This is a genomic window from Shewanella algae (genome assembly GCF_009183365.2).
In the GTDB taxonomy this organism is placed as follows: Bacteria; Pseudomonadota; Gammaproteobacteria; order Enterobacterales; family Shewanellaceae; genus Shewanella; species Shewanella algae.
Map to the genome: position 1 here is coordinate 4,449,519 of NZ_CP068230.1, position 15,199 is coordinate 4,464,717.

Annotated in this window: 10 protein-coding genes, 4 tRNA genes and 1 pseudogene; 8 read left to right on the forward strand and 7 right to left on the reverse strand. The window is 51.6% G+C overall.

Features of this window, described 5'->3' with window-relative positions:
• The 5 genes from E1N14_RS19785 to E1N14_RS19805 are packed head-to-tail and all read left to right on the forward strand — an operon-like array spanning position 1 to position 6,078.
• Entirely contained in the window at positions 1–1,383 is a 1,383-nt protein-coding gene (locus E1N14_RS19785; RefSeq protein WP_025010060.1) for an HlyD family type I secretion periplasmic adaptor subunit, read from the forward strand.
• 33 nt (positions 1,384–1,416) lie between these two features.
• On the forward strand, positions 1,417–2,820 hold the full coding sequence (locus tag E1N14_RS19790; RefSeq protein WP_025010061.1) for a TolC family outer membrane protein: 1,404 nt from the start codon (positions 1,417–1,419) through the stop codon (positions 2,818–2,820).
• Complete coding sequence (locus E1N14_RS19795) at positions 2,820–3,425, forward strand: OmpA family protein (protein ID WP_025010062.1); 606 nt, start codon at positions 2,820–2,822, stop codon at positions 3,423–3,425. The genes E1N14_RS19790 and E1N14_RS19795 overlap by 1 nt, the downstream gene beginning before the upstream one ends.
• 17 nt (positions 3,426–3,442) lie before the next feature.
• Positions 3,443–4,150: a transglutaminase-like cysteine peptidase gene (locus E1N14_RS19800; RefSeq protein WP_025010063.1), complete on the forward strand. Its 708-nt coding sequence runs from the start codon at positions 3,443–3,445 to the stop codon at positions 4,148–4,150.
• Positions 4,151–4,158: 8 nt separating this feature from the next.
• Positions 4,159–6,078: a bifunctional diguanylate cyclase/phosphodiesterase gene (locus E1N14_RS19805; RefSeq protein ID WP_062793964.1), complete on the forward strand. Its 1,920-nt coding sequence runs from the start codon at positions 4,159–4,161 to the stop codon at positions 6,076–6,078.
• Between the two features lie 160 nt (positions 6,079–6,238).
• On the opposite strand, the pseudogene E1N14_RS19810 reads toward E1N14_RS19805, so the two are convergent.
• The 5 genes and pseudogenes from E1N14_RS19810 to E1N14_RS19830 all read right to left on the reverse strand — a co-directional run bounded on the left by E1N14_RS19810 (position 6,239) and on the right by E1N14_RS19830 (position 6,959).
• Positions 6,239–6,327 (reverse strand): annotated as a pseudogene (locus tag E1N14_RS19810).
• 102 nt (positions 6,328–6,429) lie between these two features.
• Positions 6,430–6,506, reverse strand: a tRNA-Pro gene (locus E1N14_RS19815).
• Positions 6,507–6,553: 47 nt separating this feature from the next.
• Positions 6,554–6,630, reverse strand: a tRNA-Pro gene (locus E1N14_RS19820).
• Positions 6,631–6,762: 132 nt separating this feature from the next.
• Positions 6,763–6,838, reverse strand: a tRNA-His gene (locus E1N14_RS19825).
• A gap of 44 nt (positions 6,839–6,882) precedes the next feature.
• A tRNA-Arg gene (locus E1N14_RS19830) sits at positions 6,883–6,959 on the reverse strand.
• A gap of 221 nt (positions 6,960–7,180) precedes the next feature.
• Between E1N14_RS19830 and E1N14_RS19835 the strand changes: the two genes are divergently transcribed.
• Positions 7,181–9,829: a sensor domain-containing phosphodiesterase gene (locus E1N14_RS19835; protein ID WP_062793963.1), complete on the forward strand. Its 2,649-nt coding sequence runs from the start codon at positions 7,181–7,183 to the stop codon at positions 9,827–9,829.
• A gap of 21 nt (positions 9,830–9,850) precedes the next feature.
• On the opposite strand, the gene rep is transcribed toward E1N14_RS19835, so the two are convergent.
• Positions 9,851–11,863, reverse strand: a complete 2,013-nt coding sequence (gene rep, locus E1N14_RS19840; protein ID WP_025010064.1) for a DNA helicase Rep — start codon at positions 11,861–11,863, stop codon at positions 9,851–9,853.
• Between the two features lie 261 nt (positions 11,864–12,124).
• Here rep and ubiK point away from each other — a divergent pair, with 261 nt between their 5' ends.
• On the forward strand, positions 12,125–12,379 hold the full coding sequence (gene ubiK / locus E1N14_RS19845) for a ubiquinone biosynthesis accessory factor UbiK (protein WP_025010065.1): 255 nt from the start codon (positions 12,125–12,127) through the stop codon (positions 12,377–12,379).
• A 63-nt stretch (positions 12,380–12,442) separates the two neighbouring features.
• On the opposite strand, the gene E1N14_RS19850 is transcribed toward ubiK, so the two are convergent.
• Entirely contained in the window at positions 12,443–13,408 is a 966-nt protein-coding gene (locus tag E1N14_RS19850) for a DUF3187 family protein (protein ID WP_037436802.1), read from the reverse strand.
• Positions 13,409–13,680: 272 nt separating this feature from the next.
• Here E1N14_RS19850 and creD point away from each other — a divergent pair, with 272 nt between their 5' ends.
• Positions 13,681–15,102, forward strand: a complete 1,422-nt coding sequence (gene creD / locus E1N14_RS19855; protein WP_025010066.1) for a cell envelope integrity protein CreD — start codon at positions 13,681–13,683, stop codon at positions 15,100–15,102.
• Positions 15,103–15,199: the final 97 nt, after the last annotated feature.

Here is a 15,199-nt window from a genome sequence, read left to right on the forward strand (position 1 = left end):
ATGAATAAGCACCTGACTTCTGATGACTTGGAAATGGTAGACGATGTCTACGGCGCCATGATGACAGATGCTCCCACCAGCCACAGATTGATTATCTGGTCGCTGGCGACAATGATGCTCTGCTTCCTGACCTGGGCCTATTTCGCTTCTCTCGACCGAGTTACCAAGGGCACGGGTAAAGTGATCCCCTCTTCCCAGGTACAGGTCATTCAAAGTCTGGATGGCGGTATTTTGAAAGAGATGTACGTTCAAGAAGGCATGCTGGTCAAACAGGGTGAGCCCTTGGTTCGCATCGATGACACACGTTTCCGTTCCGATGCCGCCCAGCAGGAGCAAGAGGTCTACAGCCTGCAGGCCAACGTTATTCGCCTGCAGGCCGAGCTGAACAGCATCTTTATCTCAGACATGGCCAACGATTGGCGGGAACAGCTCAAGATCACCAAGATCCCGCTGGTATTTCCTGCCGAACTGGCCGAGAAGGAGCCTGAATTGGTCAAGCGCCAACAGGATGAATACGCCGGCCGTCTGGACAACCTCAGCAACCAGGTCGAAATCCAGGCAAGGCAAATCCAGCAGCGGCAGCAGGAAACCGAAGAGTTAACCTCAAAAATCGGCACCCTGAGCACCAGTTATCGCTTGGTCAGCCGCGAGCTGGAACTGACCAAACCTCTGGCACAGAAAGGCATAGTGCCCGAGGTGGAACTCTTGAAGCTAGAACGTACAGTGAACGACATTCAGGGCGAACTGGCGACCCTCAGGGTAATGCGTCCCAAGCTCAAGGCCAACATGGATGAGGCCATACTCAAACGCCGGGAAGCGGTATTGGTTTACGCCGCCGACTCCCGCGCACAACTGAATGAGATGCAGGCCAAACTGGCAAGAATGAATGAGGCCCAAGTGGGAACCAAGGATAAAGTCAGCAAAGCCGTCATAACCTCACCGGTCAATGGAACCATTAAAACCATAAATATCAATACATTGGGTGGAGTTGTTCAACCGGGTATCGATATCATGGAGATAGTTCCTTCCGAAGACCAACTGCTGATCGAAACCCGAATTTTACCAAAGGATATCGCCTTCCTGCATCCGGGGCTGCCCGCCATAGTTAAGGTTACCGCCTATGATTTTACCCGTTACGGCGGGTTGAAAGGCACAGTGGAACAGATAAGTGCAGACACTACTCAGGATGAAGAAGGCAACAGCTTTTATTTGGTAAAAGTGCGGACCGAAGAGTCCAGTTTAATTAAAGACGATGGCACTGAGATGCCCATTATTCCCGGCATGTTGACCTCTGTTGACGTAATTACCGGGAAAAGAACTGTCCTTGAGTACATACTTAATCCCATTCTAAGGGCCAAAGAAACAGCGTTAAGAGAACGCTAGGCTCAAAGTCACAATAAACCTGGAGGGTTTAGCATGAACAAGAAAGTTACTCGGCTGGTGAAACCCAGTGCCTTGGCACTGGCGATTACCGGGCTGATGTTGCCCACGGCAGGGTTTGGTCAGACCCTGGAACAAGCCGTAGCGCAGACATTGGATACCAACCCGGAACTACGGCTCGCCTTTAACCGCTTCAAGGCTCGTGAAGAGCAGGTGAACCAGGCCATAGCCGGTTATATGCCAACGGTAGATATTACCGGTGGCTACGGCTATGAATACACAGACAGTCCGGCCACTCGGCGTCGTTTGGCCGGCACCCTGGATGATGAAATTGAACTCAAACGAGGCGAATTCGGTGTCAGCATCAAGCAGATGCTGTTCGACGGCTTCTTTACCAGCAGTGAAGTCGACAGATACAGCTTTGAAGCCAGTGCCGATCAATGGGCGCTGTTTGCCGCTGCCGAAGATATGGCGCTGGATGTTGCCAAGGTCTATATCAACTACATACGTACCGAGCAGGTGCTGACACTGGCAGAGAAGAACCTCAAGAGCCACCAGGATATCTACGAGCAGATCAAGCAGCGTACTGATTCGGGCCTGGGTTCTACCGCGGATCTGTCGCAAATCACAGGTCGTCTGGCCCGTGCCAACGCCAACGTAGTGTCGGCGCGCAATAACTTCCTCGATGCCAAGAGTCAGTTTTTCCGCATCACCCATCAGCAGCCGGAAGACCTGATAGTACCGGTTCCGGATGCCGATATGTTGCCGGCAGATATAGATGCCAGCATCAAGATGGCTCAGGAGTACCATCCTATTCTCAAGTCGGCCGCCAGTGATATTCGCGCCGCCGAGTATGAGAAGTCGTCGGCTCAGTCCAACTACTACCCCAAGATCACGTTGGAAGTGGAAGGCAACCTGAACAACAACCTGGACGGTGAAGACGGTTTTAGCCGTATCGCCAGCCAAAATGTCGGCGGCTACAACAATGACATTCTGGCCATGGTCAGGGTTCGTTATAACCTGTTCGCCGGTGGCCGCGACTTGGCTCGCGAGAAAGAGGCCAGCTACAAGATAGGTGAAGCTAAAGAGATCCGTGAGCGCGCCTATCGTGAAGTGGTTGAAGGCGCCAACCTTGCCTGGAACGCTTATGAGTTCCTGGGGCCACAGAAGCAGTATATTCGCGAGCATGTCATTGCCGCCAAAGACACTCAAGTCGCCTACTCACAGCAGTTCAACCTGGGTCAGCGCACCCTGCTCGACTTGCTGGATACCGAGAATGAGCTGTTTGAAGCCAGAAAAGACTATCTGACCGCCGAGTACGACGAAGTGATTGCCAAATACCGCGTACTCAATGCCACAGGTCAACTACTAGACTCGCTTAGAGTCACCCGCCCCGATGTATGGAAAGGGGAGCGTGAATATGAAGGAGGAGTTAAATAATGAAACTCTTTATCACCCTGCTTAGCGTCGCCATACTGGCGGGCTGCTCAATGCGTGACACTGTTTCCATGGATCAGCCGACAGCTCAAGTCAACGATCTCAATGATAATGACAGAGACGGTGTTATCGAAGCCCGTGAGCGCTGCTCAGGTACCGTTGAAGGTGCCAACATTGATAACTATGGTTGTGGTAAGATCAAGCCTATCAATGAGCGTTCCGAGTTGAAAATACTCTTTGCCAACGACTCCTTCTACATAGATCCTCAGTACTATGATCAAATTGGTGTTATTGCTGACTTTATGAAGCAATATCCCAGCACCAAGGTGACGATTGAAGGACACTGTAGCCGTACCGGCAGCTATGAGCATAACCTCGAGCTGTCACAGAATCGGGCAAACGCCGTAACCAAAGTGCTTGAAGATCAATTCGGTATCACTGCCGATAGACTGACAGCCATAGGTTACAGTTACGATAGACCAGTAGATCCAACAGATACGCAATTGGCCCACAAACGTAACCGCCGAGTGATCGCCGAAGTAACAGGCGAAGACACTATGGCCGATATGAAGTGGAACATCTACACTGTGGATCAAGAAGTGAAATAGGACCTTGATATCCCCATATGACAGGCAGGCTCAACCAGTATTCACTGCTCAGACGGGTCTGCCATTACACAGTACTGGCATCGACTCTAGCAGTGTCATGCCTGTACGCCGCTTCAACCCAACAGCTCGACCCCAACAGCATTACCAGGACACTGGAAGCTCGTTATGGCGAGCGGGCAGGCCTCAGAGCCAGAGCTTGGTTCAAGATATTGGACGAGGCGCAAGGGTTGGACGATATGGGGAAAATCACCAAGGTAAACAACTTCTTTAACCTGTTTCGCTTTGTAGATGATATCAAGCTCTGGGGGATGGCCAACTACTGGGCCACCCCTTTAGAGTTTATCGGAGTAAATGGTGGTGACTGTGAAGACTTCTCCATCGCCAAATACTTCACTCTGCTGCAGTTGGGCATACCTGAAGACAAGATGCGCATCACCATGGTTAAGGCAACCAGTGTTAATCAGTACCATATGGTGCTGGCCTATTATGAGACGCCCTCCTCTGTTCCTCTTATTCTGGACAACCTGGATCGCGAGCTCAAACCGGCAACTCAACGCAGAGACCTGATCCCTGTGTACAGCTTTAACGGTAAGCAATTGTGGCTAAACAAAGAGAAAGGACGCGGTGTATTGGCAGGCTCATCCGCTCGCTTGGAAAAGTGGAATGACCTGAGACACAGATTAGGGGCTGATCGCTTACGTCAGCCAAAATTAAAACTGGAGTAGCTACAGCAATGACACTGTTTCGACAGATATACTCGTTACTGTTTGGGCTGTTTCTCTTGGTTGTAGCCAGTGTGGGCTATGTGCAATTCAATGAGACCCAGAACTTTCTGACCGAGCAGATGGAGTCGGACCTCAATAATGTCAGCCATTCATTGGGATTGATGTTGGTTCCATCGCTGGAGGCCGGTGATCTCGCCACCGCAGAAACCATGGTGAATGTCATCTTCGAGGGTGGCTATTACCAAGAGGTGAAACTCACCTGGTTGGTCGACGGTAAACAGCAGGTCTGGAATAACAATATCCGCATCGAAGATGTGCCCCAATGGTTTATCGATCTGGGGATCTTCACCCCGTTACGCAAGGAAAGCACCATCACTTCGGGTTGGTTGCAGTTGGCCAAGTTGGAAATTACCGCGCACCCGGGTTTCGGCTACCATGAACTGTGGCGCATTATGAGCCACACCCTGATAGCCTTTTCAATCCTGTTTTTGGTCGCCATTCTATTCGCCCGTCTGGGCCTGACCTGGATCCTCAGTCCACTGCATGCCATTGCCGAACACGCCAAGAGCATTGCCAAACGGGAATTCGGCCCGGATATGCCGCTCCCCAAAACCCTGGAACTCAGGGATGTGGTTAACGCCTTCAACAGCATGTCGGCCCAGTTGAAGAAGATCTTCAGCTCTCTGGACGAAGAAGTTACCGCACTCAGGAAGAAGAATCTGGTGGATCAGGTATCCAACCTACCCAACCGTCAATATATGATGGGCCGAATTGGTGGTTGGCTCGGTGAACCCGGCAGCGGTGCCCTGATGATGACCAAGTTCGATTGGCTCGAAGAAGTGCATAGCAAGTATGGCTATCAGGTAAGAGACGAAACTATCAAGCTACTCTCGGAAAAACTGCAGCATGAGCTGGGCGAAATCTGTGAATCTGTCATTGCCCGTATCGCCGCCTATGAATTTGCTTTCCTGGTCACCAATGTTGAGCGTGAACAGTTAAGTAAGTATCTGCAGACGTTGATCCGCACCATCAACCAGGAAATGGTCAAGGCGGGTTGCAAACCCAATGAAGACTACGCCATAGGTATTGCCGAGCGCATAGGACAGATGAACAGCTCAGAACTGCTGGCACGCTCGGACAATGCCCTGCAAATCGCCCTCAAGGAAGGCAAGGTTTATCACTGGTTGGAGACCAATGAGCAGCAGTTGTTCAGTCGCGAACAATGGCGCGACAAGCTTACCGAAGCAATTAACCGTAAGCAGTTCCGTTTCCGTTGGCAGCCAGTGCACTATCAGGACTCAGACAACGTACTGCAGCGGGAGCTTTTCTGTCAGCTGCAGATAGGTGACAAACTGGTACACGCCGGCCAGTTCATGCCTTATGTCGAGCTATTGTCCTTGGGTAGCCTGCTCGACCGCTGCCTGATTGAAAAGATCAGCGAAGATGAGTTGTTGGAGAAAAATGCCGAAGCAGTTGCGGTTAACCTCACCCATCACAGCATCAGCGATCCCAAGTTCCACGAATGGCTCAATCACTTCCTGCGTAACAGTCGCCATGCAAGCCGGTTGGCCTTTGAATTACCGGAAGCCGCCATCTATACCGATATCGATGCCTGCCAGGCGCTGTGTACCGTTATCCGCGACAATGGCGCCAGCATAGGGATAGACCACTTCGGCCGTCAGTTCGGCTCCATGTCTTATTTGCAAAGCCTGCGGCCGGCTTACGTCAAGCTGGATCAATCCTTTGCACAATATGATGAAAACCAGCACAACAGCGAACTGTGCCGGGCACTGGTGAACGTGGCCCGAGGACTGGAAATCGATGTGATAGTCACAGGTATTCAGGAGAAAGGTCAGTTGGAGCGCTTTACGCCACTCAAGACCCAAGCATACCAAGGCTTTATTTCACCGCCGGTGAATGTTGCGTAACTGATATAAGGCTCCCTTCGGGGGGCCTTTCCTTTACCAGAAGCTGCTAGAGACAGCGAAGACCCAAGACACTTAAGCATCTAGAAGATGAAAAAAGGAAGGCGTTGAGTACTAAGAAATCAACAAAAAAGCCCCTGATTTCTCAGGGGCTTAAATGTTTTGGTCGGTGATAGAGGATTCGAACCTCTGACCCTCTGCTCCACTCTGGTTTCCAAGTCAGGATACGCTACCAGACCGCGCTAATCACTGAACTCCACTTGTACCCATGAGAATATCTTTAAGGTCATCACAAGTTCGAAACTATCAAGATAAAAACAAAAAGCCCCTGATTTCTCAGGGGCTTAAGTGTTTTGGTCGGTGATAGAGGATTCGAACCTCTGACCCTCTGCTCCCAAAGCAGATGCGCTACCAGGCTGCGCTAATCACCGAAATACTTTCCAGCTTTTACCCGACTTTAAGTCAGATAAATCAAATTTGGTCGGTGATAGAGGATTCGAACCTCTGACCCTCTGCTCCCAAAGCAGATGCGCTACCAGGCTGCGCTAATCACCGAAATATTGTTTTATTGGACACCTTGAAAGGAAGAGGGTCACCCTCTGCTCCACTCTGGTTTCCAAACCGGGAGGCGCTATCAATTGCGCTAATCACCGTAAGATTTGAAGCTGACTCGCTTCACGAAAGAAGTGGGGTGACTGATGGGACTTGAACCCACGACAACCGGAATCACAATCCGGGGCTCTACCAACTGAGCTACAATCACCACTGATATTTCTTTCACTGACTGGCACAGCAGTTGAATCAAACTGGTGCGCCCAGAAGGATTCGAACCCTCGGCCTCACCCTCCGGAGGGGTGCGCTCTATCCAGCTGAGCTATGGGCGCCCGCCGTGTCAGCGCCGCATATAGTAGGAGGATTTACTCCCCGCGTCTACACCTGATTTGCTTTTTTTCGGCTGTTTGCTCAAGTTTTGACTTAAATAGCACAACAATTATCCGACACCAGCCAAAAAATTGACTTGGATAATACCGTATTTCATGCTATTCCTATCCTTTGATTGAAAACCACACAACAATTATATTGCAATTATTCCTTGGCGGATAACATGTTTAGGGATGAAACTCTCCATCAGCATTCGGCTCAGGAAGTCTCGAGTTTAGAAAAAAGGGTTGCCAGACTCAGACGACTGGCGGCCAAATACAAAAGAGCCGAAGCCACTCAGAACGCGCTGCTGGAGATCTCCAATATTGCCAATAAGGCAACCTCAATGGAGAGCTTCTACCAAGGCATGCACTTGCACCTTCAGCAACTGATCCCTGCCGACAACTTTTATATCTCCCTGCTCGATGCCCAGAGGCAACATCTGGAACTGCCGTTTTTCTCCGATGAAAAAGACTCCCACCCTTCTGAGCTCTATCCGGAACAGGAGCTATCTGAAATTCTGATGCAGGGTCTCACCGGTTATGTGCTGCGAACGGCCAAGCCCCTGTTGTGTGATGAGCGCAAAGCTGAAGAGCTGGCCGCCGCCGGGGAAATCATGTCCCTCGGCTCTCCCTGTCATCAGTGGCTCGGCGTGCCGATAATGCAAAATGACAGAGCAATCGGTGTCTTGGTGGTACAGAGCTACAATCCTGCCAGTTCCTACGGCGAGATGGAGTTTGAGCTGATGGCCTTCATCAGCCACCACATAGCCGGGGCCATGGAGCGATTACGGCATCATGAACAACTGGAACAAGCCATCACCCAGAGAACCCAGGAGCTGAGCCAGGCCTACGATAAGCTGAAACAGGAAGTCTATGAGAGGCGCCGCGCCGAGAGACTGCAAAAGTCTCTGTTTGAAATCGCCGAACTCTCCTCCTCCAACCTGGATGACAGCGAGTTTTATACCGAGCTGCACCGGGTCCTCAGTCATCTGTTGCCCGCCAATAACTGTTACATAGCCCTGCTGGACGACACGGCAACTGAGCTGCACTTTCCCTTCTATGTTTCCCAGCTAAGTGACCAGCCACCCAAATGCCGTCCCTTAATGGACGGACTGGTGGAATACCTGCTCAGATTGAAACGTCCCGTATTACTGGATCAGAGTGATATCCAATCTTTGGTGTGCGCCAAAGAGATATACAGCAAGGCTCCTGAGCTCAATCACACCCAGAGCATGCACCAGTGGATTGGTGTGCCACTGTTTATTCAGGACAGAATTGCCGGCGCCCTGACTATCTATAGCTTCAGCATGCACCAGAACTATCAGTTCAAGGATCTTGAGCTGCTGACCTTTGTGTCGCAGCATATAGCTACGGCCATAGAGCGTAAGCTGGCCACCGAGGCACTGAAACGCAGCAACGAAGAGTTGGAAGAAAAGATCCTGGAGCGCACCCGCGAGCTGGCCACCACCAACCAAGAGTTACAAAAAGAGATCTCCCAGCGCCGAAAGGCAGAGCAACAACTGCTGCATGATGCCAAACACGACGCCCTGACAGGCTTGCCCAATCGGCTGATGTTTATGGAGCGTTTGAGCCAGGCCGTTAAGCATAATCGCCGACACATGCAGGACAAATTCGCTCTGCTGTTCGTCGATCTCGACCGTTTCAAGCTGATTAACGACACCCTGGGGCACCTGGAAGGCGACAAGTTTCTGGTTGAGACAGCCATCCGCCTCAAGTTTTGTATTCGCGACAACGACACCCTCGCCCGTCTCGGTGGCGATGAGTTTGTGATTTTGCTGGACGGGTTACGCACGGCCGACGATGCCAAGGAAGTCGCCGAGCGGATCCTCAAAGAGCTGTCACGCCCCTACGAGTTGGCCGATAAACAGTTCAACTCAGGCGCCAGTATCGGTATAGCCGTCAGTGGTCCTCACAGAGATGACACCAGCGAGTCCATTCTGCGGGATGCCGACACCGCCATGTATATGGCCAAGACCCGAGGCAAGGGTTGCTATGTGGTATTCGATGAGAAATCGCATCAGCAACTGATGCAGGATGTGAGCCTGGAAAATGAACTGAGAAACGCCCTGGATACCCAGCAAATTCGGCTCAGTTACTTCCCGGTGCAGGATCTTGAGACCGGGCAGCTACAGGCACTGGATGTACGCCTGTATTGGCCTCATCCACAACACGGCAAAATCAAACAGCAACAACTCGCCAATTTGGCAGAGCAAGCCAACTTACAGCTGGAACTGGACAGGTATGCGATAGAGGCGCTGAACAGCGAACTTCCCAAGCTGCAACTGGCCGCAGGTACCAAGTTGCATCTGGCCATCTGTAGCCAGCACCTCAAACATAAACACGCGCTGCGCAGTCTGAAAAACTGTCTGAGAAACTGCCGCTTCCCGCTTAACGACCTCTGCTTGTTTTTCAACGAGCAATCCTTGTCACGGGATCTGGAAAACCATATCAACGGCTTTGAAGTGCTCAAACGCTTGCAGGTCACTCTGGGGATCACAGGCTACGGCAGTGGTTACAGCCCCTTGATCAGCCTATCCTTCCTGCCTGTCAATGTGCTGAGACTGGATGCCTGCCTGGTGTCACATCTGCAAAGCCCCCACCACAGACGCTTGCTCAAAGCGATACGCTTGAGTGCCGGCGCGCTGGAGCTTGAATTGGTATTGGATGGCGTCAATACCCAAGAGCAGAAACAGCAACTGGCGCAAATGGGCTTTAACTCAGGCCAGGGACAAGCCTTGGGGAGTCGCTTGAGCGCCGCTGACAGCAACAACACCGAGGTCATAGATACGGCAACCCAGGTTTGCGCCTGAGTCGGGTCTTGAAGCCAAGGCTTACTTCTTGAACATATCCCGCAGGTTGGCAATATTGGCCTTGCCGGTTTCCATCCGTTGCTGCTCACTCTGCTGCGGCTTGCGGTTTTCCCAGATAAGGTCGTCCTGAGGCAGTTCCATCAAAAAGCGGCTGGGTTCGCAACGCATGGTTTCGCCGAATTGGCGCCGCTCACGGCAAAGCATAAACCACAGCTCTTTCTGGGCCCGGGTGATGCCAACATAAGCCAGACGCCGCTCTTCATCGACATTGTCTTCATCTATGCTGGTTTGATGCGGCAGAATCCGCTCTTCCACTCCCACCATAAACACATAGGGAAACTCCAGCCCCTTGGAGGCGTGCAGTGTCATCAACTGCACCTGATCGCCGCCCTCATCCTCATTGTTTCTTTCCATCATGTCCCTGAGCGTCAGCCTATTGACCACTTCGGGTAGGCTCATGGGCTCATCCAGATCGTCACCGGCCAGCATCTCTGTCACCCAGCGATACAGCTCGGAGATATTTTTCATCCGCATCTCGGCCGCCTTGGCGCTGGCACTGGTTTCGTAGAGATAGTCTTCATAGTTGATTTTGCGGATCAACTGCTTGATGGCATCAACCCCTTCACCACGCTGAGCGATTTCACCGGTATCGACAATGAAACGACCAAACTCATACAGTGAGCCCATAGCCGCCGATGGCAGATGATGGTTCAATTCAGCGTCGAAAATCGCCTCAAACATGGAGATATGCTTCTGATTGGCAAAATTCCCCAGTTTTTCCAAAGTTGCCGGACCAATTCCGCGTTTAGGGAGGTTGACGATACGCAGGAAGGCATTGTCGTCATCCGGGTTCACCACCAAGCGCAGATAGGCCATGATGTCCTTGATTTCGGCTCTGGCAAAGAATGAGGTACCACCACTGAGCTTGTAGGGAATACGGTTGGTCATCAGCGCCCGCTCCAACAAACGGGATTGGTGATTTCCCCGATAGAGAATGGCGTACTCGCCATAACTGGTCTTGCCCATAAACTTGTGGCGAATAATTTCGGCCACCACCCGTTCCGCTTCCTGCTCTTCGTTGGAGGCAAACAGTACCCGCAGCGGCTCGCCATAGGCCAACTCACTGAACAGCGACTTATCATACACATGGGGATTGTTGGCGATCAGAATATTGGCCGCCCGCAATATTCGCTGACTGGAGCGATAGTTTTGTTCCAGCTTAATGAGCTTGAGCTCGGGAAAGTCTTTGCCCAGCAGCACCAGGTTTTGTGGCTTGGCACCGCGCCAGGAGTAGATGGACTGGTCATCATCGCCCACCACAGTAAAACGTGCCCGCTCTCCCACCAGTAATTTAACCAGTTCATACTGGCTGGTGTTGGTATCCTGATATTCATCTACCAACAGGTAACGGATCCTCGCCTGCCAACGGACTCTGACATCGGCGTTATGCCGCAGCAACAGGGTCGGCAGCAGGATAAGGTCGTCAAAATCCAGCGCATTGTATGCCTTCATATGCTGGGCGTAACGCTGATAAAGGAGCGCGAACAGTTGTTCCTGTTCACCCTTGGCTATCTTGCGGGCATGATCCGGGATCACCAAGCCCCCCTTCCAATTGGAGATCATGGTCGCCAGCGCCCGCAGCAGATCTTTGTCCTCCTGTAGCTCGTCCTGGGTCAGCTCTTTAAGCAGAGCCAAGGTGTCCTGATCGTCAAACAGAGAGAACCCGGCCTTTAGGCCCAAAGTCTTGTGTTCACGCTTGATGATTTCCAACCCCAGGGTATGGAAGGTAGAGATCCACAACCCCCTTGCTTCTTTACGGCCCATGGATTGAGCCACCCGCTCTTTCATCTCCCGTGCTGCCTTGTTGGTAAAAGTCACAGCGGCGATATGCTTGGCCTGATAACCACACTTCTGCACCAAATGGGCTATCTTGTTGATGATAACCCGTGTTTTGCCACTGCCGGCTCCAGCCAATACCAGGCAGGGACCGGAAACATAATGGACGGCTTCATTCTGGGCAGGATTGAGCTTCATGGGTTATCGATATCTCACACAAGGAAGGTTTAGAGGCTGAGATCATACCAGAATCAGTGCCGGAGGCAGCCCCAAAATCCCCTTAGGGAAGTGCTTCTTGCAAAGGACTAGGGCCATTTGCTGCGAACCACGCCTTGCATCCGGCCTGTAAGCCGACGCAGAGCACACATGGGACTTGTTCGCACCTTCCTTAGGTTAACCTTGGGTTCAGTACGGCCTATAAGTTACAATCAGTTAAAACCTTGCCAGTGGATTAAAGAGATGATCAACCCCAAGAAAATTGAAGAAATGGCCAAACAGCTGAGCGAAAACCTGCCTTCAGGGCTGAAGCAATTTGCCGGCGAGTTTGAAGAGCGCAGCAAGCAAGTACTGCAACACCAGTTGCTGAAACTGGATCTGGTCTCCCGGGAAGAGTTTGAAGTGCAGCAGCATGTATTGCTCAAGACCCGCGAAAAGCTGGAAGCCCTGCAAGCCAGAGTCGAGGCACTGGAAGCCAAGGCTGAACAGGCAGAGTAATACCTCTCACCCCAAAATGGATAAGGCCGCTCATGAGCGGCCTTATGTTTTAACACGGCTAAATTAGAGCATATGCCGATAGCCCAGAGTAAAGGCGATATCCGTGCTGTTATCCATGTTGAGGAAGTTTTCAATCACAGTGAACTCTATGGCGCTGCGATCCAGATAATAACGGTAGCCCAGCAAGGCTTCATTTGAGGCTTCAGAGAAGTCGTCATCCGACTCGGCCATTCCCTCGTATCTGTGGTACTCCAGCATCCAGCCATGACGCCCGACACGGTATTCATAGCCCAGGCCGACCATCAAAGCGTTGGACTTATAGGGTACATCCGACAACACCTCTTCGTCCTGACGAAAGCTCAGACCAAGTGTTGAATGGAAGTTGTGCCGTCCGTTGCGATAGCTGTAATTAAGCTGCAACGCCTGTTCAAAGTTCTCATTGGCAAAAGGCCCCGAGCCCACATAGTTGTAATACAGGCTGCCCCCCACAGACAGGCCGTGGTGCTCATTTTGCAGCAGTTGATACCCCAGATAGACGTTGAAGGCGTTATTCATCGTCTTGCCGCCAAAATCACTGAGATCGATACCGTGTTGCTTGGAGTAAATCTGATTCTGGTTTCGCGGCTGATGCTCACGACCGTTCTGATCGAAACCGAAGGAATCGTGGAACCACATGGTCAGCGAATCCAAGTGGTTATTGCCACTGAAACGCCAAGTGTAATTGGCGTCCAGCATCCAACGGTCATCGATTTGCCACTTGAGACCACCAGTTAAGGAGTTGTGATAGTAATCGGCCAGATAATCGTCCGTCTCGGCCCACACACTGGCGATGTTACCGGTCAGATACCATTCTTTTTGTCCCTCAGCCATGGAAAAGCCCGAGCGCAACATGGGGGCCAGGCTACTGGATTGCAGGGGAGACTGGGCATAGACCCGCAGCGGCCCATAGTCATCAAAATCGGCCAGTTCAGCATGCAGGGGCAAACTGAAAAAAAACGGCAACCAACAGATTTTGGAAAAGTTCTTCATAGGTATCTTCACAGCAGATTGTATAGGCGGTTATTTTAAATGACTGCAGCATTGATTCACACTCATTATAGATGATTCAATCACGACCACATTGTCATAATAAATGTGACAGTAACAGCAGAATCCCTTGAGCATAACATCCAAGAAGCCAAATCAGACCGGGGCAAAAAGGGCCGTGCCATAATTTCGCCATTATTGATCAGTGACTTGTCATGATATGTCAGGTCAAATCTGTTCTAATACTGCCACTATAGGTTAAAGGAACATACCTCATGTTTGAAATTATCGTCCTGGTGGTAGCGCTGGCCTTTCTTGGTGCCATGGGTTTCGGGGCTTATCTGCTGCTGAAAAGCGTGATGAAGAAACAAAACGGCCAAGCGGCGCTGCCTCAATTCAAATCCAAATTAACGCTCAAACTCTTTGCTGTGGCCATGGTGGGCCTGTTGTCATTGATACCGCTTGGGATGATCCAGGATCTCAGCCAGGACAGAGAAAGCCTCTATCGCCAAGTGGTGCGCGAGATAGGCCACACCTGGGGCGATTCCCAAACCTTGGCCGGTCCGGTTTTGGTACTGCCGTTTCGCTATGAAGTGATCTCCGACAGCAATATCGACGGCAAACAGCACCGCAGTCGCCAGGTTTACAGCGATGAACTCTTGATCCTGCCCAAAGGCATGACACTGGATGCCGGTCTGCAGCACGAATTCCGCCATCGCGGTATCTATCAGTCACTCGTATATCTGGGACAAGTCAAGGGTCAGGCCAACTTCGAACTGCCCAAGGTCAATATCCCAGGCTTACTCGGCTTTGATTATAACCAGGCCCGGCTGGTGTTCGGCGTTTCAGCCAACCAGGCTATTGAGACTGTCAGCCGTTTTAATCTGGCTGGAGAGCAGGGCATGCCCAGCTTGATGTCAGGTACAGGCCTGGATAACACAGGCGGCCTTGGCCGCGGCTTTCATCGCACCATAGCGCTGGATCCGAGCCAAGGTGAATATCAACTGACCTTCCAGCTCAGCCTCAGGGGTTCTGAAGGCTTGGAGGTACTACCGCTGGCGGAACTGAGCCAGATAGATATCCATGCCGATTGGCCGCATCCCAGCTTCCAGGGTTACCTGCCCGCCAGCCGTAATCTCAGCACTGAAGGTTTTGATGCCAACTGGCAGATAAGCCATCTGAGTCGTAACTTCCCTCAGGTATTCCGCGCCAGTGATGGCCGGGATCTTACCGAGATCAGTGCCAGTGTTACCCTGTTCGAACCCGTGACTCACTACGGCAAGATAGAAAGGTCACTCAAGTACGGCATACTCTTTATCTTACTGACCTACATACTGCTGCTGATCTTCGAGCTGGGCAACAAGTCACGCCTCAGCGCAGTACAGTATCTGATGGTGGGTGGCGCCATGTGCCTCTTCTATCTATTGCTGCTGTCGCTGTCAGAACACCTGCTGTTTTTAACCGCTTATCTGGTGGCCGCGGCGGTTCCCCTGCTCAGCATTCCACTTTATGTCGCCAGTGCCAGTGGCAGTCGACGCCAAGGAGCTATAGTTGCGGCCATGCTGGCGAGTCTCTACGGCGTACTCTACTCCATACTCCAGTTGGAAGATTACGCCCTCTTGATGGGAACCGGACTGTTGGTACTGATCATGCTGGTGCTAATGTACCTCACCCGTCACCAACAAATTGAAGAGTAGTATTTACTGCCAACCAACGGCTGCCACACTTGGGCAGCCGTTTTTTTACAAGTGTGCTGACAAACTGCCGCCCAAAGGGCCTACTTCGACGGAGGAC

Excerpts from the sequence above, each read along its gene's own strand:
- rep (WP_025010064.1), bottom strand. The coding sequence starts at position 11,863 with ATGAAGCTCAATCCTGCCCAGAATGAAGCCGTCCATTATGTTTCCGGT.
- E1N14_RS19850 (WP_037436802.1), bottom strand. The coding sequence starts at position 13,408 with ATGAAGAACTTTTCCAAAATCTGTTGGTTGCCGTTTTTTTTCAGTTTG.
- E1N14_RS19800 (WP_025010063.1), top strand. The coding sequence starts at position 3,443 with ATGACAGGCAGGCTCAACCAGTATTCACTGCTCAGACGGGTCTGCCAT.
- E1N14_RS19790 (WP_025010061.1), top strand. The coding sequence starts at position 1,417 with ATGAACAAGAAAGTTACTCGGCTGGTGAAACCCAGTGCCTTGGCACTG.
- E1N14_RS19795 (WP_025010062.1), top strand. The coding sequence starts at position 2,820 with ATGAAACTCTTTATCACCCTGCTTAGCGTCGCCATACTGGCGGGCTGC.
- E1N14_RS19785 (WP_025010060.1), top strand. The coding sequence starts at position 1 with ATGAATAAGCACCTGACTTCTGATGACTTGGAAATGGTAGACGATGTC.
- E1N14_RS19835 (WP_062793963.1), top strand. The coding sequence starts at position 7,181 with ATGTTTAGGGATGAAACTCTCCATCAGCATTCGGCTCAGGAAGTCTCG.
- E1N14_RS19805 (WP_062793964.1), top strand. The coding sequence starts at position 4,159 with ATGACACTGTTTCGACAGATATACTCGTTACTGTTTGGGCTGTTTCTC.
- creD (WP_025010066.1), top strand. The coding sequence starts at position 13,681 with ATGTTTGAAATTATCGTCCTGGTGGTAGCGCTGGCCTTTCTTGGTGCC.
- ubiK (WP_025010065.1), top strand. The coding sequence starts at position 12,125 with ATGATCAACCCCAAGAAAATTGAAGAAATGGCCAAACAGCTGAGCGAA.